We start from the raw sequence: 24,018 nt of genomic DNA, 5'->3' as shown, positions 1-24,018 counted from the left end.
GATGGTCTTTCCGGCCAGTGCTCACCAGCCGCCGGATCAGGTCACGAACGCCCTATCAGGTAACGAAGGACAGGAGGCCACATTGCTAACCACCCCCAGCCGCAGGTGTGAGGCGTGCGACCGCTTCGCCGACCGCGTCGTTCCGAACTATCACCACATCCACCGCGCCGACAAGCTTCCCCGACTCCGCAGCGGCGACGCCCACATCGTCATCCACGGATACGCGGTCGAAATCTCCGGAGCCATCCCGCAGAGCTGGGTGTTCTTCCACGACATCGAGCCAGCGCTGGCCTTCGGGCGCGCCGGACGCATGTCCAGCGTAGACATTCGCAGCTACGGCGTGTTCGCCGCAGCACGCGAGATCCGCTTCGACGAACAGCTCGGCGACGTCATCACCCTGCACTTGACCGGGGGCAACCTCGACCGTAAGCCGGACGAAGCCAAGGCGTTGACCCGATGGCTTGCCGGAGTCAACCCTGAGTCCTCGCACTTCGCGCCACCGGATCGGCGCTGAACAAGGCTGGCACCGGCAACGGCCGGCCTCCTCGGCCAGCTCCGGGACAAGCAGCGCGGCGGGGCCGGTCAGCGCTGGGTGGGGTCGGCGTCCGGTCGGCCAAGCGCCTGCCTGGTGAGCGGGATCATCTGGCGCAGTGCGGTTTCCACCTGCTGACAGGTTGCCTCGAATCCTTGCAGGTCCCGGCCGTAGAAGGTGCCCAGCGATCGCCCGGCGGTGAGGACGACGGCGGCCACGTCCGCGGCAAGTTCGAGATGCTTGTCCTCGAAGTTCGGTGTCGAGAGGTACATCCCGGTGTTGTCGTCGCGCACGTCCAGCGTGGTCCACGGGGAGACGGCCCAGGAGGCGTGGTGGGCGATCCCGCTCCACCACCGGTAGAGCCGCCGGCCGGGATCGCCGAGGCTGCTGGAGATCACGGCGGAGGTGCGGAACTTCTTCGCGTGGCCGTCCAAGACCACGCCGAGATCATTGCGACGGTCTTCCTGGACTTCGAATCCGGCGGCTTCGACGGTCTTGCGAACCAGGTCGACCGAGCCGGGGCCGCCCGGGGCGGGGCCGAGGTCGCTCTTGCTGCCCTCGTTCGCCGACCAGATCTGGAACTGAGCGCAGCGGCGAAGCCGCTCAGTCTTGTCCGGTGCCAACGACCAGCTCGCCAAGGCTGCGGCTTCCAGCAGCGACCGGGCAGCGGGGAAGGGCGACAGTCCGGGCCACCCGTCAGGATCGAGGCCGGCGTCGGTCAAGGCGTCCGGGGGATATGCCAGCGCCAGCAGCCGCAGGTGATGCAGCACGGACTTGGCCGCGCTGCCTGCGGCGATCTCGGCGACATGCAGGAGGTAGTGGACCTCGTCGGGGTCCGCGTCCGTGGCGCCCGAGGTCAGCCAAGGCGCCGCCTCGTCGCGGGCCTCGTCCCGGAGCAGGTCGAACCAAGTGTCCCGCAGCCGTTCGTACGCCTCCGTGAGGAAGTCCAGCGTGGAGGTCATAACGGGGCTCCAGCTCCGGCAGCCACCGTTCCGGCAAGGTGCTCGACCACCTGGTCGCGAGCCGCATCGTCAGTCATGCCGAGTATTGAACATCGGGGCGCCGTCCGACGCCTGCGAGTTTCCGGAGCACCGACACCCCTTGCTCCTTTGAAGTATCACGCGCTAAGTGATGCTCCTCCAAAGGAGCAAGGCTGGTAGTGGCCGTGTTCTTCGACGAAAGGGGTCGACATGGTCGCCCAGTCAGCCAGGTTGACGACCGACACGTGCATGGGGAATGTCATCGAACTGCTGCAGTTCGCGCAGGCGAAGTCCGATCCGGAAAAACGTGCCGAGATCATCACAAGGGCGCAGCACTTCCTGGCGTGGGGCTTGCGCTCGGCGATGACGGAGTGCCAGGAAGCGGGTGCGGCCTGGCGCAGCCTCGGCCCGGCCATCGGCATGCCGCACAACGTGCTCTACCGGCAGTACCGGGCCGGCGGCCCGGTTGTCGCGGCGGAGCCGCGGTACACCCCGGAGTTGCAGGTCGCGCGTGGATTCCGGACCGTCGGCGATGTCGATGACCGGTGGCGCGTGATCAGCGAGGACGAGGCGGCGGACCCGAACTTGAAGTCGGCGACGTTCTTCTTCGACCCGGTCGTCACCGAGGGCAGGCCGCACCCGTTCGCTGGTCAGCAGCTCGAGTTCAAGTACGCGACGTGGCCGGCGGAGGCCGCGGAGGCGCTCGGGCGCGGTCGTCCCTACCCGCTCTGGAACCCCGAGCTGGGTCGTCGGCCGATCCACATGACCGAAGCCGTGTTCGACGAGCTGTTCGGTCCGCCCGACGTGTCCAGTTCCGAGCGGGCGCGGTGGGAACGGGAAGCCGCTCAACTTGCCCGGCTGCGCGAGGAGGTCACTCAGCAACAGGTTTCAGGACACTGAGGCTGCGGAGCCTCGGAAGTATGATCAACAGCAAGCGCACAGAGTCGGATGTCAGCGGCCAGTCGGAATCGAGACACGAAGCCTTGAGCATCCGGTCGCTCGTGACGCGGCAGTCAGCCGCCGGAACGGGACACGCACTCATCTAGACACGGCGAGTGCGGCGACAAACCGGACTCATTACCGCGGCCCAAGCCGTCGGCGTCCATCCCCGGCTGCACCGCGACACCCACGGTGCCCTGGTGCACTCCTACCGCTGGCACAACGTGCTGGTGATGGACTTCGCCGCCCGGGCCGCGCGGCGAGCGTTGGCTTACACAGGCGTCAGCTGATTCGGGACCGCAGCCACGTCAGGGCGGCGGTGCCCTTCTCGTGCTGGTGGGCCCGCAGCGTCGGCAAGTTCGGCGGTCCCGGAAGCATCGACTGGTACAGGAAGTCCCCGGCCGCCGCGGCGAGCACCGCGTTCACCGCGTCCGGGTCCGCCCCGGCCGCCGGCCGGAACGACGTCCACGCCTGCTCCGGGTCGATGCTGCTGGTCGCCGCGACCGACGGGAGGAACAGCAGCGCGTCCATCCATGCGGCGCCGATGACGGCGTATTCCCTATTAGATGATCATGTTGATGCAGGTCGAGTAGGGGCGGTCGAGTGGCCGGTTGGCGCGTGTTTTGGGTTCCGCAAGGTTCGGTTCGTGGCGGTGTACGCCGGAGGTTGCTGGAAGGGTGGGACGACCTGCCGGGGCGTGAGGCCGAGGTGGGGGTTCGGGCAGGCGACCCGATCTTTCTGTCGCCGGATTACCAGGTGGACAGGCTGCTGACCGCGTTCGGGCAGTCGGTGAGATTTCGTCGGTACACCACTGAGACGCGGCGCAACTACGCGACGGACATCAGCCTGCTGCTGACGTTTCTCTCGAGCAGGGGCCGGGACTGGCGGCATGCGGAGCCAAGGGATCTGGAGGACTACGAGCACTGGCGCCGGTTCGCCGAGACCAACTCCGACCGGATCGGCGGCGCGAAGTGGAACCGGGAACTCGCCGCCATCACCTGCTTGTACATCTGGGCCCGCGGCGAGCACGTCGTGCGGCGGAATCCGGTGGCGATGAAGCAGGTCGTCGGCCGCAACGGCGAGGTGATGACGGTGGCGGCCGGCAAGGCGAAGGACGCTCGGCGCAGCAACGTGCACTGGCTGACCCCGCGGACCTGGCGGCGCTGGATCGACGTCGGGCTGCGCGGCCATACCCGGGCAGGAGTGCCGGAGCCGAACTGGGTCGGCCGACTGGAGGACCGCAACGTCGCGTTCGTGCGGCTGCTGAACAGCTCGGGGCTGCGCCGGTCGGAGGGCGGGTCGCTGTTGACGTTCGAGGTCCCGGCACGGCGGCTGGAAGGCGGCCGGTACTGCCGGGGCAAGATCGCGGCGAAGGTGACCCGGTCGAAGAAGCCGCGGACGTTCTACGTCGCCGCCGACGCGATCGGGGACATCGAGTCCTACGTGGATTCCTCGCGCGCGTGGGCAGTGCGCCGGGCACAGCGGAAGGGCTTCTACGAGCAGCTGCCGGGGCTTCGGCTGGTCACCGAGGTGACCCGCCGGCTGAATCCGGTGGTGCGCTGGCGGGACCGGGACGGCACCGCGGGCGAGTGCGAGCTGAACGAGCTGTCGGTGGCCGACCGGATGCTGCTGTTCACCGAGGGGCCGCGCGGGCCGGAGCCGTTGTGGTTGTGGCTCAACGAGCGGGGAATGCCGTTCCAGCCGCACTCGTGGGAAGGGGTGTTCCGCGCGGCCAACGACCGCTGCGAGCGGGTGCTGACCCCGCCGGATCGGCGGGGTTTCGACCCGCATCAGGTGTTCGCGCCCTACGCGACCCCGCACTCCGCGCGGCACAGCTTCGCGCTCTACATGCTGGTCGTGCTCAACACGTTGATGGACCAGAAGTACGGGCTGAGCGCCGAGGAACGCCGTGATTTCCGGCAGTTGTACGGCGATCCGTGGTTCATGGTGCAGAACCTGCTGGGCCACGCCTCCCGGGAGACGACGGTCGAGCGCTACCTCGCTCCGGTGGCGGACCTGCAACTGCGGTCGATGCTGTCCGGCGCGGCCGAGCCGATCGCGGCTCCGCTGCCCGAGCTGGACGGGGTGTTCGCCCGGATCGCGCGCGAGTCGGTCGGCATCCAGGACGTCGAGGACCGCATGGAGCCCGCGGCCGGTGGTGACCGGTGAGCCCGCGAGGTCGCCGGGCGTCCCTGCCCCCAGCCGATCATGCCCGTCCCGAGATCCTGGCCGCGAACGGCTTGGTCGTTCACCACCACAACCAGGAAGGCCGGATCCGGAGCTACGACTTCGCGGCGCTGCCGGCCGCCGAGCCTTTGCAGCGTTCCCTGGCCGCGCTGTTCGCGGCACGCTGCGTCCCGCACCGATGGGCCGCCCACGTCACCTCGGAGGTCTATTGGAGGCAGATCAGTATCTTCGCCGGGTTCCTCGCCCGGCAGCCGCGTCCTCTCGATGATCTCGATCAGCTCACCGCCGTCTTGGTGAGGAAGTGGCGAGCGAGCCCCGAGGCCGGCAACGCCACCGGCAAACACCAGGTCGCGCGCCTGCTGCTGGGCGATGCGCGGTTGCAACAGGGCCCCGTCGCTGACGAGCTGGCTCGTCGTCCGGCGCGGGCGAAGAGCACGGTCCAGTCCTACAGCGAGGCCGACTTCGACCAGATCACGCTGGCCGCCCGGCGGATGTTCCGCGCCGCCCTGCTGCGGATCGAGGAGAACGCGCGGCACCTGCGGCAGTGGCGCGCGGGCGAGTTCGCCCGGGACAGCCGGGAGCACACGATCGGCGAGGCGCTGGACTTTCTCGCCCGTACCGGCGATCTTCCCTTCTATCTCGACAAGAACGGGGGCCGGACCTTCACCAACGCGCACCGCCACGCGCTGGGCGGTTCCAGGGCGCTGGTGACCTGGCAGCGGTTGTTCCTGTCGCGGATGGAAGCGACGGCGCTGGGCGTGCTGCTGATGGCCGAGTTCGGCTGGAACCTGTCGGTGATCGACCGGCTGGAGGTCCCGCGCGCGACGCCCGATCAGGGCGAGGACGGCCGCCTGACCTACCGCATCCCGTTGGAGAAACACCGCCGCGGCCCCGGACGCCACCACGAGACCCGCAACGTCACCGACGACGGAGCCGCCTCGAGCGGACGCCTGATCACGCAGGCGCTGGCGGCCACCCGGTTCGCGCGGGTGTTCGTCGAGGACCTGGCCCCTGGCACCGATCGGCTCCTGGTCTGGCGAACCAAGCGGGTCGGCCAAGTGCGCGAAGACCAGGCCCGGCTCGCGCCGGTCGGTCCGTTCTGCTTCGGCATCCACTCCGACGCCGGCAAGGAATGGGGCAAGGCCGCGGGGTTTCACGGTTCGCCGTTCCGGCGGGGCCGGCGGACGACCAACGCCCTCGACCGGCGCGAGCCCGGCCAGAACAGCCAGGACACCCACGACCGGCACTACGTGCTGGTCGACAAACGAGTCCAGGCCGCTGCGGTCGACGTCATCGCCGCCGGCGCCGAGGACGCCGCGGACCGGGCACGCGCGCGGGTCCTGGTTGCCCAGGTGCGCGACGAACCCGATCCGGCGGACCTGGAGACCGCGACCGCGGACTGCTCCGACTACACGGGAAGCCCCTACCCGTCCCCGGACGGCGGCTGCGGCGCTCCGTCGTTCTTGTGGTGCCTGGGCTGCGAGAACGCCCGGGTCCACCCCGGACACCACGCCCGGCTCGCGCACCTGCACCACGCGCTGACCAACCTGCGTTCGGTGATGCCACCAGGCAGTTGGGACGCCGACTGGGGCGAACCCCACGCCCGCCTGGACGACCTGCGACGCCAGCTCGGCGACGGGATCTGGGAACGCGCGCTGACCCAGGTCACCAGCAACGACCGCGAGCTTGTCCACGCCCTGCTGACCGGAGAGCTCACCACGTGACCAGCACCGCCGCCGAGACCGACCCCTACCTGCTGCCCCTGCCCGCCCCGGATTGCCCGGTCGTCCCCGCAGGCCGGGCGGTCGGCATCCACGCGCACCTGAACTCCCGCTACGACGCCGCGATCTGGTCGCTGGCGCCGTTGACGGAGAACCCCAGCGAAAGCCGAGCGGCCCTGCACTGGCGCCACTGCCCACCCGCCTTCCAGGGCGAACTGCGACTGGTCGCCTGGACCATGATCAACGGCGCGTTGCGGCCGACGTTCCTCAAACAACGGTCCAGCCGGATGCGCGCTCGCCTCGGCAGCGACAAAGTGCGGGACACGGTCATGGCCTGGATGCAGCTGGCGACCTGGATGGACAACCAGGGCATGACGAGCCTGGCGGACTGCGGCGTCGGCGTCCTGCGCGACTACGGGCTGCATCTCGCGGCCACCAACAGCAGCCGGGCGACCGTCCAGATGGCCCTGGTCGCGCTCACGCGGCTCTGGGCCTTCGACGAGCTCAGCGCCCATCCGGCCGGCGTCGGAAGACCCCCGTGGGACGAGGAGGGCGCCGACGACTACCTGCCCGCGGCGACCACTGGCGGCGGGGAGAACACCACCGAAGCCCTCGCGGAACAGACCATGGGACCGCTGCTGACCTGGGCGATGCGCGTGGTCGACGACCTCGCGACCGACATCCTCGCTGCCTGGTCCGAAGCCCGGCGACTGAGCGAAGCAGCCAAAACCAACCGCGCCACACCGGCCAGCAAGGACGCCCTGGACGCCTATCTCCAGCCGATGATCGCCGGGCAGGCCCCGGTCCCCAGCTTCACGCAGCACGGCATGGTCCGCCTGGCGCGCACCTACATCAGCGGCACCACCGGCGCGACGCCGGGCCAGCTCGAAGTCGTGTCCCGCCGCGAACGCTTCACGGAACTGGTGGGGCAGCACCCGGGCCCCTGTCCCTTGGACATCCCGGTGACCGGCCGGATCGCCGGACGCCCCTGGCGGACCGCGCTGGACTTCGACGAGGCTGCGGAGTTGATGCGGCACTTGGGAACCGCGTGCTTCATCGTGATCGCCTACCTCACCGGGATGCGCCCCGGGGAAAAACGGGCAGAATTGCATCTGATGAAGCATTCAGCACGCTCGAATACTGACAAAGCCGCAGCTCAGGGCGCCGCGTGGAGACACGCTTGCCGCTTGATCGACGGATTTGCCATGGCCTCTTGCGCTCGAACCTCCTCGACTCAACAATGTTGCATCTGATGTAACGGAGGTTGCAGTGGGTCGAGCGGCTGATCTGCCGGGTGCTGCGCACTTGGTGCTGGCGGGCAACGTCGTGCACCTTGACCCGGCGCCGGCGGTGTTGAGGGCATGTTGGAGGGCTGGAGCCGGCAGCAGCGGACACGGTTTCTGAAGTGGGAAGGGACGATCAAGCCTCGGTTGTCTTTGGTCCGCCGGTTCGCCGAGTTCACCAATCAGTACCCGTGGGAGTGGGAGCCTGCCGAGGTCGAGGCGTTCTTCGACCATCTTCGGTCGAAGAACCCGAACTTCACGGTCTCGACGGGGCGGCAGTACCAGAACGGTCTGCGGATGTTCATGGATTTCATCACCGACGCCCGTTACGGATGGCTTGGCACCTGCCTTGAGCAGTTCGGCAGGGTTCCGGCGCAAATCCTGCACGAGGGGAACTCGGTTACCCATGTGGCCGAATTCGAGGGACAGCCCGGTCGTCGTCCGCTGACCTATGAGGAGGTCCAATCGCTGTTCGACGCGGCAGACGCCCGGGTGGATGACAAACGTGCCCGTGGCCGCAAGGGCGCGTTGACCGCGATGCGGGATTCCGCGCTGCTTAAGGCTTTCTACGCCTTCGGCCTACGTCGCCAGGAGATGGTCGGCCTGGACCTGGCGGATCTTCGGCACAATCCCAAAACTCCGGGCTTCGGCCGGTACGGCGCGCTGTTCGTCAGGTTCGGCAAGTCGTCGAACGGCAGCCCGCCCAAGCGCCGCACCGTGTTTACTGTCCCGGAGATGGACTGGATCGTCGACGTTCTTGACCACTACGTCACCGAGGTCCGTCCGCGGTTCGACGTCGGTCAGCACCCGGCGTTCTGGGTGACCGAACGGCGCGGCCGGTTGTCCAAGCGCGGCGCCAACGAGGCGTTCGAGGCCGCCCGCGAGGCTGCCGGGTTGCCCGAGGAACTCGACCTGCACAGCCTCCGCCACTCGATGATCACGCACCTCGTGGAGTTCGATTACCCCGAGAGATTCGTGCAAGATCAGGCAGGCCACAAGGTCGCCGCGACGACGGCCATCTACACGGGTGTGTCGGATGAGTACCGCAACCGGCTGCTGAAGAGCAAGCTCACCGCCCGCCATGCCGAACTCTGGGAGAAGCCGTGATCAAGAAGATGGGGATCCGCTGGAACCTGCGCAAGCTCATGGCCGCCCGCGACATGTTCCAGACCACGGATCTGGGGCCTCCGTTGGCCGAGCGAGGCATCCACCTGTCCCGCGAACAAGTGTTCCGGCTGGTCACTCAACCGCCGCAACGCTTGTCGATGGATACCCTCGCCGCGCTCTGCGACATCTTGGCCTGCACCCCGAACGACCTCATCGAGGTCGAGACCGTCAACGCGGAGGTCCGCAAGACCGCCGGCGAGACGACGGCCCCGGCGCCGGCGGTGCGCCGCACCTCGATCCGGAAACCTAAAGGGCTATGACCGCGCCCTCCACCGCGGCCCGGCTCGCCCGCCAGGCGGAACGGCTGGACACCGCGATAACAGCTGCGACCGCCCAGGTGACCAGCGCCCTCCCAGAGTTGAGTGCCGAGGAAGCCAGGGCGGTGCTGGAGGTCGTGGTGCCAATCACGATGAAGGGCCAGGGCCCGGCTCGGTTCCTGGAGCAACTGGCCGCGCATATGGCCAAGAACCCCAAGGCCCTCACCTCGGGGGACCCCCGCTGCTCCCTGGTGCTGATCCGCCTGACCCACGTCCTGCACGACGCCGGGCAGCCCGTCGTCCGGCCCGGCTGCGCACGCTGCGGAAAGATCCACCTCGACCTTCGACACGGTCGACCGGAGGGCCGGATCTGCGGGACCTGCGACGCGCGTGAGCGAAAGGGCACGTGCGGACGCTGCGGCGCCACTGAGACAAAGATCGTGGCCAAGAGACCCGAAGGCGGCATCTGCAACCGTTGCTACCGCGTCGATCCCGAGGTCGTCGAGGAGTGTGGTGAGTGCGGCAAGCTCTGCTGCCCAGCAATGCGCTTACCCGACGGTCGCGCGCTCTGCCGGGCGTGCTGGAAACGACCCATGCACACGTGCGTGTCCTGCGGAAAGACGGCTGCCGCAGCACTCATCGACGAGCAGGGCGCCTACTGCCACTTGTGCTACACCCGGCATCGGCGGCCGCGACGGACCTGCGGCCGCTGCGGTCGCCTCGGCAAGATCGCCCGCAACGCTCACGGCGATCAGCCCGACCTCTGCGACAGCTGCTACCGAGGACCGGAACGGACCTGCTCACGTTGCGGACGGGTACGGCCTTGCCAACGGATCACCTCCGGCGAGCCGATCTGCCACACCTGCTACGCCCGCGACGAACGTCCCCGCGTGACCTGCTCACGTTGCGAGCGCGACAAGCCCGTCATGACCTACTGGCCGATCGGGCCGGTCTGTCAGAGCTGCTACACCGCCATCGTCCGATCCCCGGCCGAGTGCGCACGCTGTCACGAGCCCCACCCGCTCATCGCCCGGGACGCCAGCGGAGCCGGGCTCTGCGGTCCCTGCGCAGGGCACGACGTCGACTACAGCTGCCGACAGTGCGGACGGTCAGGAAACCCTTACGGGCACGGGCGTTGCGCCCACTGTGTCCTCACCAGCAGGGTCAACGGCCTGCTCGCCGGTCCAAACGGGACCATCCCGGCTCAACTCCAGCCGCTCGCGGACGGCCTCATCAGAACTCATGCGCCGTTCAAGGCCATCCAGTGGGTTCACGCGCATCCGAACGCCCAACTGCTGGCCGCGTTCGTCGCTGAAGGCCGCCCGATCAGTCACGACCTCCTGGACGAGTTGCCACCCGGTGCCGCTCTTCAGCATCTCCGGCAGATGTTGGTGCAGACCGGGGTGCTCCCCGAACGACACGAGGACCTCGAGCGTGTTCCGACCTGGTTGGAGCACCACTTGGCGGACAAGCCGGTCGAGCACGCCAACCTCGTCCGCCCCTTCCTGCACTGGCACCTGCTGCGCCGAGCCCGAAGCCGGGCGGGCAAACGCGGTTTCCCCACCACTGTCGGGCGTGACCTGCGCCGCCGGATCCTGGTCGCCCTCGACCTCCTGGCCTGGATCGACGCCCAGGCAACCACCCTGGAAGACCTCCAGCAGGACGACCTCGACCGATGGCTCGACGAGGAGAACACCCAGCGCCGCAACAGAATCCGCTACTTCCTTGGCTGGGCAGCCGATCGCGGGCTCAGCCGCCGGCTCACCGTTCCCTCTATCCCGCGCCAGGAACCCGCCGACCTCCTCGACAACGACGAACGCTGGCGACTCCTCCAACGCTGCCTGACCGACGAGACCCTCCCCATCGAGGCTCGGGCAGCCGGAGCGCTCATCATCCTGTTCGCACTCCAAGCCCAGCGGATCCGGCACCTCACCGCGGACCAGCTCACCGAGAAGGGAGACGACACCTACCTGACGGCGGGCCGTCACCCAATCCTGCTGCCGCCCCGACTCGGCACTCTGCTCCGTGACCTGGCATCCCGGCCGTCGACCCCGCTCATGATCCCCCACGGCCCGAACACACCCAGGTGGCTGTTCCCCGGCCGCGTTCCCGGGCAACCCATCGACGGGCACAGCCTCACCAACCTGCTCAACCGGCACGGCATCAACGCCCGCCCCGCCCGCAACGGCGCGCTCGCCGCCCTCGCCGTCGACCTCCCGGCAGCTATCCTGGCCGACCTCCTCGGCCTCCACGTCAACACCGCAGTCCGCTGGGTCACCTACGCCCGCCGAGACTGGACCGACTACCTCGCCGCACGAGCCGCCGAGCCACAACCGGACCAATAGCTCAGGCCGGGCATTAGAGGACGTTCCGTTAGACGCGAACTGAGGTCGGCACCAACAACCTGCTGAGCCGCTTAAGGGGAGGCGAGGCCATGACGACGTTCCATGAAGCACAGTTCGCCGCGGAGCACCTCGTTGAGGCGGGAGATCCTCAACGGCGACGGGCTTACTTATTGCTCTCGCGCACATCGACGGACGCTGCAAGATGGTCCCCCCGCTGAAGGCTGAGGATGTAGATTCCGAGTCCTCCGGCAACGGCGATCTTCGATGTGCCGGGGATCCAGACGAGGTTGTTCAGTGGCGAGTCTGTTCTCAACGCGGTCAGGCATTCTCGGCTGGCGACGTCCCAGATTCTGACAGTACGATCTGCGCTGGAACTGGCGAGCATGCGGCCGTCCGGGCTGAAGGCCAGCCCGGACACCTTGTCGATATGGCCGGCGAGGACTGCGGCCTCGGTGAGGTTCGGCCGCCACAGCCGTACCCGGTGGTCGCGGTGGTCGCCGCCGCTGTGGGCGATCAGGCAGCTGTCTGGGCTGATCGCCATCGTCTCGGCCGCGAACCCCCCAAGACGCGCTGTTCCCTTGGTGGTTCCGTCGGCGTGCCAGGTCTGGACGTGGTAGTTGTCGTAGGCGACGATCCAGGCTCCGTCCGGGCTGACCAGCATGCCCAGGGGGAACTCCACAGTGGATGGGTGGTCGCTACGCGGCGACCCATCAGAGTTCCACAGGTACAGGCGTCCTTCACGACCGTCGGACGACCGCGAGCGTCCGAGTGCGGCGATCCAGGCTCCCGTCGGGCTGATCACCAGCGACAAGGGCTCGTGTGCCGCTGTGAGCGCGCCGCGGGGTGTCCCATCGGCGTTCCACAATCGCACCTTGCCTCCGGCGTCGAGTGTGAGGACGCTCGCGCCGCCGGTTGTGGCGATCCAGGCTCCGTCGGGGCTGATCGCCATACCCCGGCACGCTCCCGGGAAGCCCACGATCGTGGCGTGCTGGCCACCGTCGGCGTCCCATAGGCGAAGCGTTCCATTCCGGTCGCCAGTGGCGAGCCATGTCCCGTCTGCGCTGATCGCCAGACTGTTGACGCGGTCGGCGGGCGCGCTCAGACGGGCGCGCGGTGTGCCGTCCGCTTCCCAGAGCTGCACTGCCTTGTCCGCGCTGACGGCGGCAAACTGTCCGCTCTCGGCGACCACCAAGTCTCTGAACGGCCCTTGGTGATCGGCGGGCGCGGGGGCGGGGACGCTGTCGATGGCCCATGACCGGATTGTGCCGTCCTCGGCAGCTGCCGTGAGCCAAACGCCATCGGGGCTGATCGCGATCTGGTCGACCGCAGCCGTGTGGCCTGTGCGGACGCCGCGTCTTGAGCCGTCTGCGCCCCAGACGGAGACCGCGCCGTCCTCAGCCCCAACGGCGAGCCAGTCGCGGTCCGGGCCGAATCCCACCGCCCGCAGCGGGATCGTGTGACAGGCGAGAGTTCCACGCGGCGAGCCGTCGGCACGCCATAGCCGGACGGTTCCATCGTCGGCGCCAGCCGCGACCCGGGAGCCGTCGCGGCTTATGGCGACGCATCGGATCGGGCGGGAGTGGCCGCTGAGCAGGGCGCGCGGCGAGCCGTCCGCGTTCCACAACCGGACCTTGGCGTCGTGCTGCGTCATGTCGCCATCGCTGGTGGCGAACCAAGTTCCGTCTGGGCTCACCGCCAACCCGCCCACCGCGCCGTTGTGATCGCGCAGGAATGCCTGAAGGGTGCCGTCACGATTACGGAGCTGACTGTCCCTGCTAGACCCGCCGTCGTTCAGCCACCCGCCGCTTTCGAAGTAACGGAGGACGAGCCTGCCGTCTGGGCCGATCGCCATCCCGAGAACCATGCCGTTGACGAACTCGGTCTCCAGCGTGCCGTCAGCGTTCCACACCCGCACCAAGTCCCCGCCCGCCGCTGCCACCCGCGCTCCACCTGGGCCAACGGCCAGCACCTGGACTTGGTCGGTGTGCAGTTCGATCTCGGCGCGGACAGAGCCATCGAGGTTCCAAAGTCGTACTGTGCGACCGCGCCAGATGGCCAGGGTGGTGCCGTCGGGGCTGATCGCCACGGGATGGCCGGCGAGGACGCGTAGCGCGGCTGGGTGGGGAAAGTCGGGGAACGCGCTAGCCGGGGCTAAGTAAGGCCGTGGAATTGTCTTTGTGGCGGTGGTGACGTAGTCGGCGAGTTCGGGGTAGTTGCGCAGACGGGATAGCAGTGTGACGGACATGGCGTTGTCTGGCGCAAGCGGTCCGAGCAGGTGGGCGTTCTGCGTGATGGCCTGGCGTAGTGACCTGGCAATTGCGTCGGTGGCGTATTCGAGGTTGCTCTCCACTACCGCAGGGCCGCGGTGGCGCAGTGCCGCCGTAATCCAGCGGAAGTCGCAGATCACATCCTTGAGCTCGTCTGTCAGTCCGGCGCGAGACAGGTGGAAAGCGAGCTGATCCCAGAGGTACGGCTCGTCCTTGGCCAGTTCCCACCAGTGTGCCTTATTCACTGCCCGCTATGCCCAACTGTCGGCGGTAGGACTTCAGAAAGTCCTGGTGGTAGCGAGCGAGGTCGGCGTCGGTGTGGAATCGGATGTACTCGCGCATGACGTCGTGCAGCCACAGCATCGGGCGTTGCCCATGCTGGTACCCCTGCACCAAGGACATGTCGGCCAGGTCAAGGCAGAGTTGTTCGACCTCGTCAGCGTCGAGGCCTCCTGTGTAGGCCCAGTAGATTTCCAGCGTCTGCTGGAAAATGATGTTCTTCTCGGTGAACACCGCCAGTTCCAGAAACCGGGTCCGCCGCGAAGGATCGGGCTCGGCGAGCAGGTCCAGGCTGACCTCGACGGTCGCCGTCACCGCGAGACGCCGCTGCGCAGGGTTTTTGGGGTCCAGCGCTGCAGGCCCTTTGGCGGCCAGCCGCTCTGCTACACGCTGCACTGCGGCAGCGACTTTCAGGCCCCGTCGCGCGTATGTCTGCACCTGTCGGTTGGCCAAGGCCAGAAGCACCGGCCACCCCCCGGTCAGGGCCCACAACGGTTGCCAATCAACACCGCCCGTCGACGCGAGGCCCTCGCTCAGAACCGCGCGGGCCTGCCCAGGAGACATGATATCGACGATGACCGACACCGCATTCTGGGGAAGCACGCTGGATATTCGCGTCGTCACCAACCGCCGACACGACAGCCCGCCAATGTTGAATGGCGCCAACTGCGCCTCGTTCCACACGTCATCGACGATCAGCAAGCAACGCCTTCCCTCCAGGACCGCGCCCAGGTGCTGACCCGCTTGTTCAGGATCCCGATAGTCAGTACGGACACCCGACACCCTCGCCGTCAGATCGTTGACCTTGCTTGCCAACTCGATGTCGCGAACATGCTCGCCGAGCGTCACCCACCACACCTCGTCGCGAAACCAGTCCCGGACATGACGATCGCCTGCCACCACGGCCGCCAGCGTGGTCTTACCGAAGCCCCCGGCGCCACACAAACCCGTCACGGCGAGCATGTCGTCCTGGCTCTCATCGGTCAGCGCCCTTATCACACGCCCGGAAAGCTCAGGACGAGCCACGACACGGTGCGCCGGTACCGGCACCGCACTGCCCTCACCCACGCTGCCCAGTCCAGACCCGGAACCGAACGTCACGTTGCCATAGATCGTCCCTGCCTCGACGACGTTCGTGGCCTCGCCGCGAAAGGCGTTGACTACCTGGCGAGCCTCAACGCGGCCATTCGGAGCGTCCATCGGCTGCCCATCCACGGCAGCATGGATGTGCACGTCCCTGCCAGCCTGATCGACCTGCGACCCGCCATCGGCGTCCACCTGCTGCTCAACTGTATCTGGAGCAGCCCGATCGACGTCCTTCGCGCTGTCGCGTCTCTCGTTGGCGTCCACACCCCTCGCCCTCTGCCAGGACTATCAGAAGCTCGACACATCGTAGCGGGGTCATACGAGCCAAGCGCGCCGTTTGCGAAGGAACTCGCGCGGGCCATCCACGACCGCGGTGACAGCGCCCGCCAGGTCCTCGTCTCCGGCGGGGAATAGCGCACGGTCGGAATAAGTGCCCTCCACCAGTAATTAAGCACCTGCGCCGGGGATGCCTGCGTGTGCATCGCACCGCCGACGGGATGGCGTATCGGTGGAGCGTGCAGAGTGTGGCCTTCAAGGGCGAGCGCGACCCGCGCGGCACGCCCGCGACCTGGATCGTCGGTGAACCGGCGGCCCGCGCTGTCGAGGTCCTCGAGCAGCTGCAGCCCGGCCGGTCCGACGACCTGCTCTTCGCCACGCTCGACGTCACCACGGCGCCGCACACGCCCGAGGCGCGTGCCGCGAGCGGGAAGGTTCCGAGCGGCGCCACCACCAACCAACAGATGCGGGACTTCGTCGCCTGGGTCAACCGCTACTGCCAGGCCCACGACCGCGGCGATGCCATCCCGGAGATCGACGGTCGGCCGGTGCGGCTGCGCACCGGTCAGTTCCGCCGCACGCTGGCCTGGTTCATCGCCCGGCGACCGGGCGGCTCAATCGCCGGTGCCATCCAGTACCGGCACCTGAGCATCCACATGTTCGAGGGCTACGCCGGCACCTCTGACTCCGGTTTCCGCGCCGAGGTCGAAGCCGAGCAGGCCCTCGCCCGCGGTGAGGTACTGGTGAATCTGGCCACTGATCACGACCACCCGGACCTGGCTGGCCCGGCCGCCGCCGAGGCCGGGCGCCGCCTCGACAGGCTCGCCTCGGCGTTCGTCGGGACAGTCGTGACCGACCCGGCGCGCCTGCGGCGGATCCTGCACCGCGACGACCCCGCGATCTATCCCGGGGAGTACGTCACCTGCGTGTTCAACCCCAACACCGCATTGTGCCTGGCCGACCGGGCGCGGCCGGCGGCGCCCGAACTGTCTGCATGCCGCCCCCTCGACTGCCCCAACGTCGCGCTCACCAGGACCAACGTTGCCGCGCTGCGACGCGAGGCCGAACACCTGACGCACGAACTGCAGCGACCGAGCTCGGTGCCGCCGCTGCTATGGCACCGCCTGGCCGAGCGCCGCGACCGCATCACCGCATACCTCGCACGACACACATCGGAGACCTCATGACGCGCCACACCGGCCTGCCCACCGTCGAGGATGTCCGCGCCGCGCTGGCCGCCTTGCACACCGACGCCGAGACCACCCGAGCGCCGACCGTCCTCGCGCTCGCGCAGCGGGTCGGTCTGTCCAACACCACCTTCCGCCGCCATTTCCCAGCGATCGTCGCGCAGATGAAGGACTCGTCGACAACGCACCACGACCTCCGCCCCGCTGATGGCGCTGCCGTCCGCGGTGCGGACCGTCTGGCGCAGCAGAACGCGCGACTACGGCAGCGCAATCGCGAGCTGAGCGAACACCTCGCACTGGCCACCGCGGAGATCCAGCGGCTCAGCATCGAGGCTCGCAGACTACGCGGCGAGTGCGCGGCACTGCGCAACGTCAGCACCATTCATCCGCGTCGACCGCGCTGACGCAGGCTGCTCAGTTAGCCACCGCGCCCCAGCGAAGACGGCAACTGGCGGCGCCGGGCCCACGACCGGCGGGTCACCGCCCCGTCACCGGCATCGGTGCGCTGGGCATGGGCGGGCAACGACGTGGCTGTGCCAGCAGCAGAACTGCAATACGACCCACCCGTCGTGTCCGGCGCACTCGTGCTGGGCGCATCGACGGGCTGGCTGCTCACGACCGGAGTCGTCACCGAACTCCGCCAGCAGCTCTACAACCGGCTCGACAGCACAAGAGGGCGGATCGTGGTGCTCGGCGAACCGGGAGCGGGCAAGACCGCGGCGATCCTGCTGCTACTGATCGACGTCCTCCACCACCGGCCGCCCAGCTCCGAGGAGCCAGTACCGGTATGGCTGACCCTTGGCGGCTGGAACCCAAAGGCCGCCTCGCTGGAGGACTGGGCAGTGGCAGCCCTGAGCCGCGACTAACCCGGCCTGTCCGCGGCTGCACACGGCGGACCTCACACCGCCAAGACACTGATCCGCACCGGACGGGTCGCGCTGTTGCTCGACGGCCTGGACGAGATGGCACCAGCCATCCAGGGCCAGGCCTTTGCAGACGATCGACCGCGACGCCGCAGGTCTGACAGTCGTGCTCACCAGCCGCACCACCGAGTACACCGCCGCGCTCGCCGACGGTCGGCTGTACGGGGCCGCGGTCATCGAGGTCCTGCCCGTCGCCGTCAACGACGCCGCGGCGTTCCTGCTCGCCGAACAGCCCGGCGGCCGGACGTCCGAATGGTCCTCGACCGGCTGGAGTGGTCGGCTCAGGTGCGGTCGGACGGTTGAGGTGTTCTCGTGTCGTCCGGAAGAAACTTCTCGTTACGTACGAGTGAGTCCGCCGGATCCGGATCCGGCGGACTCGATGGCGGTTCACGGCATATGGTCAGTACTGGTCCTTGTAGAGCATGCTGTGGCCGCCGCCGTACTTGACCCCCTGGTAATATTTCCATGCCCAATCACGGCACAGTGATCGACGAGTCCAGGTGACTCGCGGGATGTATGCGTTGGAGTACGCGTTGCAGGTGTAGTCGCGCAGTGTCGTGTAGAACACCGAGTCCACAGCGGACTTCTTCGACTTGTCCCATTCTCTGGTCTTCAGATAGATGATTCCGTAGCCGTAGTCGTGCATGTCGCACGCGACCCTGAAGTCGAACCCGCTCGGCCGGCTTCCGGTGGGTGACGTGCAGTTGTCGTTGTTGACGCCGACGACTGCCTTGTTGCCAGGGGTTCGCTTCCACCGCGGCTGTAGTTTCGGTCCGCCGTACTCCATCGGGACGGGACCCGCCCAGCAGCCGTCGGTTCCCCACAGGTACTGGGAGGCGTACTTGCAGTGTGCCGGCAGCGCCATGAGCGTCGCTGCCTTGGAGGCGCCCGTCATTCTTCCCGGCGCTGAGTAGGTCAGGTTCCAGGTCCCGTCCGCCGGTGTCGTGAGCTGGGTGATGTTACCTGCCGCGTCATAGGAGTAGGAACTCGTCGAGATCGGTTCACCGTCGACCTGCCGGAGGTCCTTGACCTGGCGCAGGCGGGCAGCGGCGTCGTAGGCGTACCCGACAACCGTGGTAGGGGCCGGGTCGCCGGCTGGGTCGTAGCTGATGTCCTTGAGCTGGCCGGCCACATCACCGAACTGGGTGCGCGTCGCGGTGGTGGTCGTCGCGTAGTTGAAGGTAGCGGTACCGCATGCCGGCGAGCCGGGCGGCACACACGCGTCCTGCGGGACAGTCGGGGACGCGATGACGCGCACCCGGCCCTGGGCGTCATAGGTGACGACGGTCGTGCCACCGTCGGCATCACGGACGCCGCTGACGAGGTAGTCGTCGCCCGCCGCGGTCCATGTACGTGTGGTGCCGGTCTCGGCGCTGCTGTGTTCGGTGAACGTGCCGTCGGGGTTCTTCACCACGGTGCTGCCGTCTTCCGCGACGAAGCGGCCTGGGGTGGCCGGGTCCGCGAGGTAACGGTTGGAGTCGGTGCCGCTGGTGAGGTTGATCTGGACGTATCCATTGGCACTGAAATCCTTCAACCGGTCTCCGAGCATTCCGCCCAGTGGTTCGAGGCGCCAATTCGGGCCGAGCACGTTCTCGTTCGGCTGGGTCACGTCGATGCGTTGCCCGGCACTGTGGCTGCGAGTGGTGATCAACCCGTCCTCACGGAGGTCCGTGCCAGTGGTTACCCCCACCCCGGTTTCGGGCTCGACACGACCTGGCCACAGGTCGGCGGGCGCGGGACCGGGATCGGCGGGATCGTCGCCTTCACCGGGGGTGAACGGGATATCGGTGGTCACGGTGAGGGTGGGTGGGTCCCCCAGTCCCTCGGTGTTCTCGGCAGAGGTGAACACCCGATAGTTGGCCGTCGCCGTTTCCGTCGGGGACTGCAGAACCAGGCCGTGGTTACCCGCGGTGCCCGCGGCCCACTTGGCCACGATCGCCGTGATGTCCCAGGTCATCCGCTCACTGCCGCAGCTGCCGAAAAGTGATCCTTCGGTGCTCAGCGCCGCGTCCTCCGTCGTGTTCGCCGGCTGGGGTGTCCAGGTCTGTGTGTCCGGGGCCCAGAAGTCGGTGACGCGACGAACCTGGATGCCCGCACCGACCGCCGGACCACATCGAGGAGCGTCGATGTTGGTGAGCCTCAGCTCGGCCTTGGTCGGGGCCTGCAGGCCACGGGTGTCGAACTTCAGGTAGGCACGAGCCTTCTCCCCGTCGGACTCGGTGCCGGCCTTCAAGTACTCGCCACTGACGTTGTTGCCGTCGAAGGCGCTGTTGACGTCGGTGTCACCAGCCAGCGGCAGGACCACCGACGGGTCAACCGTGACCGGGTACACGGTTGCCGGATCGTTGAGGAACGACATGGCCGGCTTGAGCACCAGCACCGTGTTCTCGCCGCTGTTCTCGATGTTCCCCGTGATGTCGCCGGTGCGGCGGGAGCGGATTGCGGAGGTGGAGTCAGCCGTCCCGGCGTCGCGGTGCGCGTCCCACATGGCAGGCGCGGACGAAGTGGCGACCAGTGTGCTGCCGTCGGTCGCCCGGATTCGGCCACCGCCTGCCCGGAGAGCCAGACCCTTTGCTACGACGGCGATCCTCAACTCGACCGAACGGGTAGGCCGGGCCCGCAGCACGACGTCGAACCGCAGACCGGTAGGCAGGGCGGTGGCGACCAGATCACCGGTGGATGCCACCACGCCACGGTAGACAACCTTGTTACCGTCGATCACCGGCCGAGGCAGCGGTGCCGGCCAGCTCAACGCCAGTGACTTTCCGTCCGGCCGGCTCAGCTGCGCGAATGGGCCGCTACCGCCGGTGGAGAACCGGACGTCCGCGGTCGCCGCGATAGGCCGGAGCGACCCGCCTGATTCGATCAGCCGCGTATCGATGTCCTTCCACGTGCCGTTCCCGTCGCGGACCCGCGCCGGTCCGGTGGTGATCTCGGTGGAGAGCCGGCCCTGCGGGGTTACCGCCGTGACAGATGTCTCGGTGGTCCTTGACGGCAGGATGACCGGTGTGCCCGTGCTCTTCGCTTCCCGTAGCGCCGCGGCTGTCTCGGGCTCGGCGGTGGGCTCGGCGACCGCCTGCGTCCCGGGACCCCACAGCGTGGCGGCGACCAGGACCGGCGCCATCACCGTGAAAAACGTGAATCTCGGTCTTGTCGACAACGTGACCTCCCAGTTCGGCATGGTGACGGTCAGCCGGGACTGACCCGGCTATCACCGTCCACGCCTGCCCGTGGGTAAACCTTGGACCGGCGTCGGCGGTGCCGCGGGGAGTTCGACCAAACGCGTGAAGCCGGATTTCGCTCTGCGTTTCCCACCGGGAATTACTCCCATCTGTCTGTGGCGTGGTGGAGAATCGCTGGGCAAACTGAGCAGAGAAGACCTTGGGGAAACCTTGAATCGGCCGTAGGGGGGCTGTGATGGAGTTCGGCCTGCTCGGTTCCATCGAGGCGCGCGCCGGGAACCGGTCAATCGATCTTGGTCACTCTCGGCAGCGGCAGGTATTGGCCGTGTTGCTGGTCGACGCCGAACGCTTGGTACCGGTCGCGCAACTGGTCGATCGGGTGTGGGGAGAACGGCCTCCGTCACGCGCGAACTCCACGTTGTACAGCTATCTCTCCCGGCTGCGCGGCGCTCTCGAGTCCGACACCGCTGCGGTACGTATCCAGCGACAGTCCGCCGGCTACCGGGTACTGGTCGACCCCGGCGCCGTCGACCTGCATCGCTTCCGTCATCTGATGGCGCAGGCGCGTTCTGCCAGTGAGGCTCATGCCGCGGTGGATCTGTACGCCAAGGCGCTGGCGTTGTGGCGTGGAGAGCCGTTCGCCACCGTCGACAGCCCCTGGTTCAACACCGTGCGCGATACGTTGCTCCGGGAGCGGGAATCCGCGGAACTGGACCTGGATGACGCACGTCTGCGCTGTGGCCAGCACGCCGAGATCCTGCCCAGACTTGCCACCCGTGCTGCTGCCGATCCCATGAATGAGCGCCTGGCCGGTCAATTCATGCTCGCGCTGTACCGGTGTGGCCGCGCGGCCCATGCGTTGGAACACTACGACCGCACGAGAATGTTGCTGGCCGAGGAACTGGGCTCGGATCCAGGCCCCGCACTGCGCCGGCTGCACCTGTGGATTCTCGAAGACAGCCCCGTGCTCGCCCCGCCCGAACCGGACCCACCCGAGCGAACGGAAGCGACGGACACCCCGGCGACCTGGACTCGGGCGTGGTCAGCCCCCGGCCTGCTGCCGCCCGACGTACCCGACTTTACCGGGAGGCCGGCCGAGATGGCAGCCCTCCGTGAGCAGCTGACCGCCGGTTCACCCGCTACGGCGCTGACCATCGCCGCCATCACGGGTATGGGTGGAGTCGGCAAGACCGCGCTCGCGCTGCACGCCGCACACCTGATCACGGCATCGTTTCCCGATGGGCAACTGTGGATCAACCTCCGTGGGGCTCAGGAGTCCCCGCTGGAGCCCGGTGATGTGCTGGCGAGGTTCCTGCGTGCGCTCGGCGTGCCGGACCGAGTGATCCCCGCTCATCCGGTCGAACGCGGCGAGCTTTTCCGAACAATGCTCGCAGGGCGCCGGGTCCTTGTCGTGCTGGACGACGCGGCGTCTGAGGCTCAAGTCCGCCCTCTGCTGCCGGGTGTCCCCACCTGCGCGGTCCTGGTCACCAGCCGCGTGCGACTGACAGGGCTTGAAGGGGCGCGGCAAATCAACCTGGAGATGTTCGCCGTGCCGGAGGCGGTCCAGTTGCTCGCCAAGGTCACCGACGGCGAACGTGTCGACGCGCAGACCGACGAAGCCGCCGAAATTGTGCGACTGTGTGGCTGCCTGCCGCTGGCAGTCCGGATCGCGGGAGCACGGCTGGCGGCCAGGCCGGCGTGGCAGCTCGCGCATCTCGCCACGATACTCGGCGACGAACGCCGGCGCCTGGACCGGTTGACCGTTGGTGATCTTGCCGTGCGAGCTTCTATCGCCCTGAGCTACCGGGGGCTCGCGGAGCAGCCGCGACGCCTGCTTCGCATGTACGGACTCTTCAAGACACCCGACTTCCCACCCTGGCTGGCGGCGACAGTGCTCGAATGCCCGATGGACGAGGCGACCGAATACGCTGAGGCACTGGTGGATGCTCAACTCCTCACCATCTCCGAAACCGATCCGGTCGGCCAGTACCGTTATCGCTGCCACGACCTCGTTCGCCTTTTCGCCTTGGAGCGTGCCCACACGGAGGAAAGGGAGGAGGACCGCGCGCGGGCGCTGGTCAGAGGTCTGGGTGGCTGGCTCGTGCTCGCGGAGCGGATGGCCGCCCGAATTCCCGGACCCTGTTACGCGTCCATCAGCGGTCCTACGCCACGACCGGCGGTTCCGCGCGTGGCTCCCGTGCGATATCCCGAAAACTGGTTCGACGCGGAGCGCGTGGCCATGCTGTCGGCGATACGGCAGGCCTGCGCCCTCGGCCTGGACGATCTGGCTTTCGACCTGGCTGGTTGCCTGGAGAAGTACTTCGACCTGCGTGGCATGTACGCCGACTGGGTCAACGTCAACACCGACGTTATGGCACTCTGCCGCCGGACCGGCAACCTGCTCGGCGAGGCCGTCATGCTTCGCGGGCTGGTGGACGTGAATACGTGGATCAGCAACGATCATGACGGCAACGCCATGGCCGGGCTGCGTACCCAGGCGACTCGGCTCCTCGACATGTTCACTGAACTGCGACATGAACCGGGAGAGTCCGACGCCCTGGTCATGAGTGCCTGGGCGCTGATCGCCACCGGCGCCCACGAGTCAGCCGTTCGGGCTGCGACCGACGCGTTGGCCCTCGGCGAACGATCAGGCCACCTCGGAGGGGAGGTGCGTGCTCATCTGGCCCTCGCCGTGGCCCACTTCGACCACGGTGACCTCGACGCCGGTATCCGGCACGCGACCAGCGCTCTGGCGAGAGCCCGGCTCCTGGGCAACGACCGGTGCGTCGCGACCGCTTTGCAGTTCTCCGGAATCGCCCATCGGGACCGAGGTGACTTCGATACCAGCGAGCTCATGCTCAAAGAGTCTCTGGCCATCTCCCGCCGGTACCGCGACACCTATACCGAGGTGTTGACCCTGCTCGCACTCGCCGGCTTGCACGCCCGACGGGGCCACCCTGACGCGAGAACAACGGCGGAAACCGCACTGAGACTCAGCCGCGAGTACAAGATGACACACCACCAGGCCGAAGCTCTCGAAACCCTCGGAGAGATCGAACTGGCGGCCGGCCATGCCGCCGCGGCCATCCCTCTCCTCGAAGAGTCCGTTGCCCTGTGGCAGTCCCGCGGCTGGCACTCCTTTCATGCTGCAGCACTGACCAGCCTGGGCCATGCGTACTCCGGCGTCGACCGGAAAGCCGCGCGAGAAGCATTCAACGAAGCACGAGCACTGTTCATCCAACTAGGCAACGACGCAAAAGCCACCGAACTCGAACAGCTCGCCAAAACACTGGGGGAATGCTGACCGCGCCGAGTCGGTCACTCGGGTTGGCCGCGTCCGCCGACCGGGATCCCCGTGGTGCGGCCGCTTCGTTGACGAAAGCCGGTGGGCCAGGCTCGAAAGCTCT

18 protein-coding genes are annotated in these 24,018 nt (G+C 67.8%); 13 read left to right on the top strand and 5 right to left on the bottom strand.

The features are described 5' to 3' along the window. The first annotated feature begins 1 nt into the window (after position 1). A complete protein-coding gene (locus AB0M82_RS01300) occupies positions 2-514 on the top strand; it encodes a hypothetical protein (RefSeq protein WP_364716371.1) in 513 nt (170 codons plus the stop codon). A 68-nt stretch (positions 515-582) separates the two neighbouring features. Here the strand turns inward: AB0M82_RS01300 and AB0M82_RS01295 are convergent, their stop codons facing one another. After that, positions 583-1,494 (bottom strand): hypothetical protein, encoded by a 912-nt coding sequence (locus tag AB0M82_RS01295; protein WP_364716368.1) that lies wholly within the window; start codon positions 1,492-1,494, stop codon positions 583-585. A gap of 267 nt (positions 1,495-1,761) precedes the next feature. Between AB0M82_RS01295 and AB0M82_RS01290 the strand changes: the two genes are divergently transcribed. Continuing rightward, a complete protein-coding gene (locus tag AB0M82_RS01290) occupies positions 1,762-2,412 on the top strand; it encodes a hypothetical protein (protein ID WP_364716367.1) in 651 nt (216 codons plus the stop codon). A gap of 155 nt (positions 2,413-2,567) precedes the next feature. Then, a complete protein-coding gene (locus AB0M82_RS01285) occupies positions 2,568-2,741 on the top strand; it encodes a hypothetical protein (RefSeq protein ID WP_364716365.1) in 174 nt (57 codons plus the stop codon). Here AB0M82_RS01285 and AB0M82_RS01280 read toward each other — a convergent pair. Then, complete coding sequence (locus AB0M82_RS01280; protein WP_364716363.1) at positions 2,734-2,982, bottom strand: hypothetical protein; 249 nt, start codon at positions 2,980-2,982, stop codon at positions 2,734-2,736. The two genes, AB0M82_RS01285 and AB0M82_RS01280, sit on opposite strands and share 8 nt — an antisense overlap. A 225-nt stretch (positions 2,983-3,207) precedes the next feature. Between AB0M82_RS01280 and AB0M82_RS01275 the strand changes: the two genes are divergently transcribed. The 6 genes from AB0M82_RS01275 (at position 3,208) to AB0M82_RS01250 (ending at position 11,411) form a co-directional block, all read left to right on the top strand. Next, complete coding sequence (locus AB0M82_RS01275; protein ID WP_364716361.1) at positions 3,208-4,620, top strand: site-specific integrase; 1,413 nt, start codon at positions 3,208-3,210, stop codon at positions 4,618-4,620. Then, positions 4,617-6,362, top strand: coding sequence for a hypothetical protein (locus AB0M82_RS01270; RefSeq protein WP_364716358.1), 1,746 nt, complete (start codon positions 4,617-4,619; stop codon positions 6,360-6,362). The genes AB0M82_RS01275 and AB0M82_RS01270 overlap by 4 nt, the downstream gene beginning before the upstream one ends. Next, a complete protein-coding gene (locus AB0M82_RS01265) occupies positions 6,359-7,612 on the top strand; it encodes a hypothetical protein (protein WP_364716355.1) in 1,254 nt (417 codons plus the stop codon). Before AB0M82_RS01270 ends, AB0M82_RS01265 begins: the two co-directional genes overlap by 4 nt. 108 nt (positions 7,613-7,720) lie before the next feature. Next, positions 7,721-8,749 carry a tyrosine-type recombinase/integrase gene (locus AB0M82_RS01260; protein WP_364716353.1) on the top strand — a complete coding sequence of 343 codons (1,029 nt, stop codon included), beginning with the start codon at positions 7,721-7,723 and terminating at the stop codon, positions 8,747-8,749. Further along, complete coding sequence (locus tag AB0M82_RS01255) at positions 8,746-9,069, top strand: helix-turn-helix transcriptional regulator (protein WP_182836799.1); 324 nt, start codon at positions 8,746-8,748, stop codon at positions 9,067-9,069. Before AB0M82_RS01260 ends, AB0M82_RS01255 begins: the two co-directional genes overlap by 4 nt. Beyond that, positions 9,066-11,411 carry a hypothetical protein gene (locus AB0M82_RS01250; RefSeq protein WP_364716351.1) on the top strand — a complete coding sequence of 782 codons (2,346 nt, stop codon included), beginning with the start codon at positions 9,066-9,068 and terminating at the stop codon, positions 11,409-11,411. Before AB0M82_RS01255 ends, AB0M82_RS01250 begins: the two co-directional genes overlap by 4 nt. Before the next feature lie 163 nt (positions 11,412-11,574). Here the strand turns inward: AB0M82_RS01250 and AB0M82_RS01245 are convergent, their stop codons facing one another. Both AB0M82_RS01245 and AB0M82_RS01240 read right to left on the bottom strand, forming a co-directional pair. Then, on the bottom strand, positions 11,575-13,923 hold the full coding sequence (locus AB0M82_RS01245) for a hypothetical protein (RefSeq protein ID WP_364716350.1): 2,349 nt from the start codon (positions 13,921-13,923) through the stop codon (positions 11,575-11,577). Next, complete coding sequence (locus AB0M82_RS01240; protein WP_364716347.1) at positions 13,916-15,307, bottom strand: NB-ARC domain-containing protein; 1,392 nt, start codon at positions 15,305-15,307, stop codon at positions 13,916-13,918. The genes AB0M82_RS01245 and AB0M82_RS01240 overlap by 8 nt, the downstream gene beginning before the upstream one ends. Positions 15,308-15,519: 212 nt before the next feature. Here AB0M82_RS01240 and AB0M82_RS01235 point away from each other — a divergent pair, with 212 nt between their 5' ends. From AB0M82_RS01235 to AB0M82_RS01225, 3 genes are all read left to right on the top strand, one after another. Then, positions 15,520-16,506, top strand: coding sequence for a hypothetical protein (locus tag AB0M82_RS01235; RefSeq protein WP_364716344.1), 987 nt, complete (start codon positions 15,520-15,522; stop codon positions 16,504-16,506). Then, positions 16,503-16,910 (top strand): hypothetical protein, encoded by a 408-nt coding sequence (locus tag AB0M82_RS01230; RefSeq protein ID WP_364716341.1) that lies wholly within the window; start codon positions 16,503-16,505, stop codon positions 16,908-16,910. Before AB0M82_RS01235 ends, AB0M82_RS01230 begins: the two co-directional genes overlap by 4 nt. Positions 16,911-17,039: 129 nt before the next feature. Further along, the gene (locus tag AB0M82_RS01225) at positions 17,040-17,372 is read left to right on the top strand and encodes a hypothetical protein (protein WP_364716338.1); all 333 of its coding nucleotides are present in this window, start codon (positions 17,040-17,042) and stop codon (positions 17,370-17,372) included. A gap of 457 nt (positions 17,373-17,829) precedes the next feature. Here AB0M82_RS01225 and AB0M82_RS01220 read toward each other — a convergent pair whose 3' ends face one another. After that, on the bottom strand, positions 17,830-20,553 hold the full coding sequence (locus AB0M82_RS01220; RefSeq protein ID WP_364716710.1) for a phospholipase A2: 2,724 nt from the start codon (positions 20,551-20,553) through the stop codon (positions 17,830-17,832). 293 nt (positions 20,554-20,846) lie between these two features. Between AB0M82_RS01220 and AB0M82_RS01215 the strand changes: the two genes are divergently transcribed. Then, complete coding sequence (locus tag AB0M82_RS01215; protein ID WP_364716336.1) at positions 20,847-23,915, top strand: BTAD domain-containing putative transcriptional regulator; 3,069 nt, start codon at positions 20,847-20,849, stop codon at positions 23,913-23,915. The last annotated feature ends 103 nt before the right edge of the window (positions 23,916-24,018 follow it).

Origin of the sequence: Amycolatopsis sp. NPDC051128 (assembly GCF_040682715.1) — a bacterium.
Taxonomy (GTDB): Bacteria; Actinomycetota; Actinomycetes; order Mycobacteriales; family Pseudonocardiaceae; genus Amycolatopsis.
Note: the sequence above shows the minus strand (reverse complement) of the source record. Positions and strands in the feature narration are given on the sequence as shown.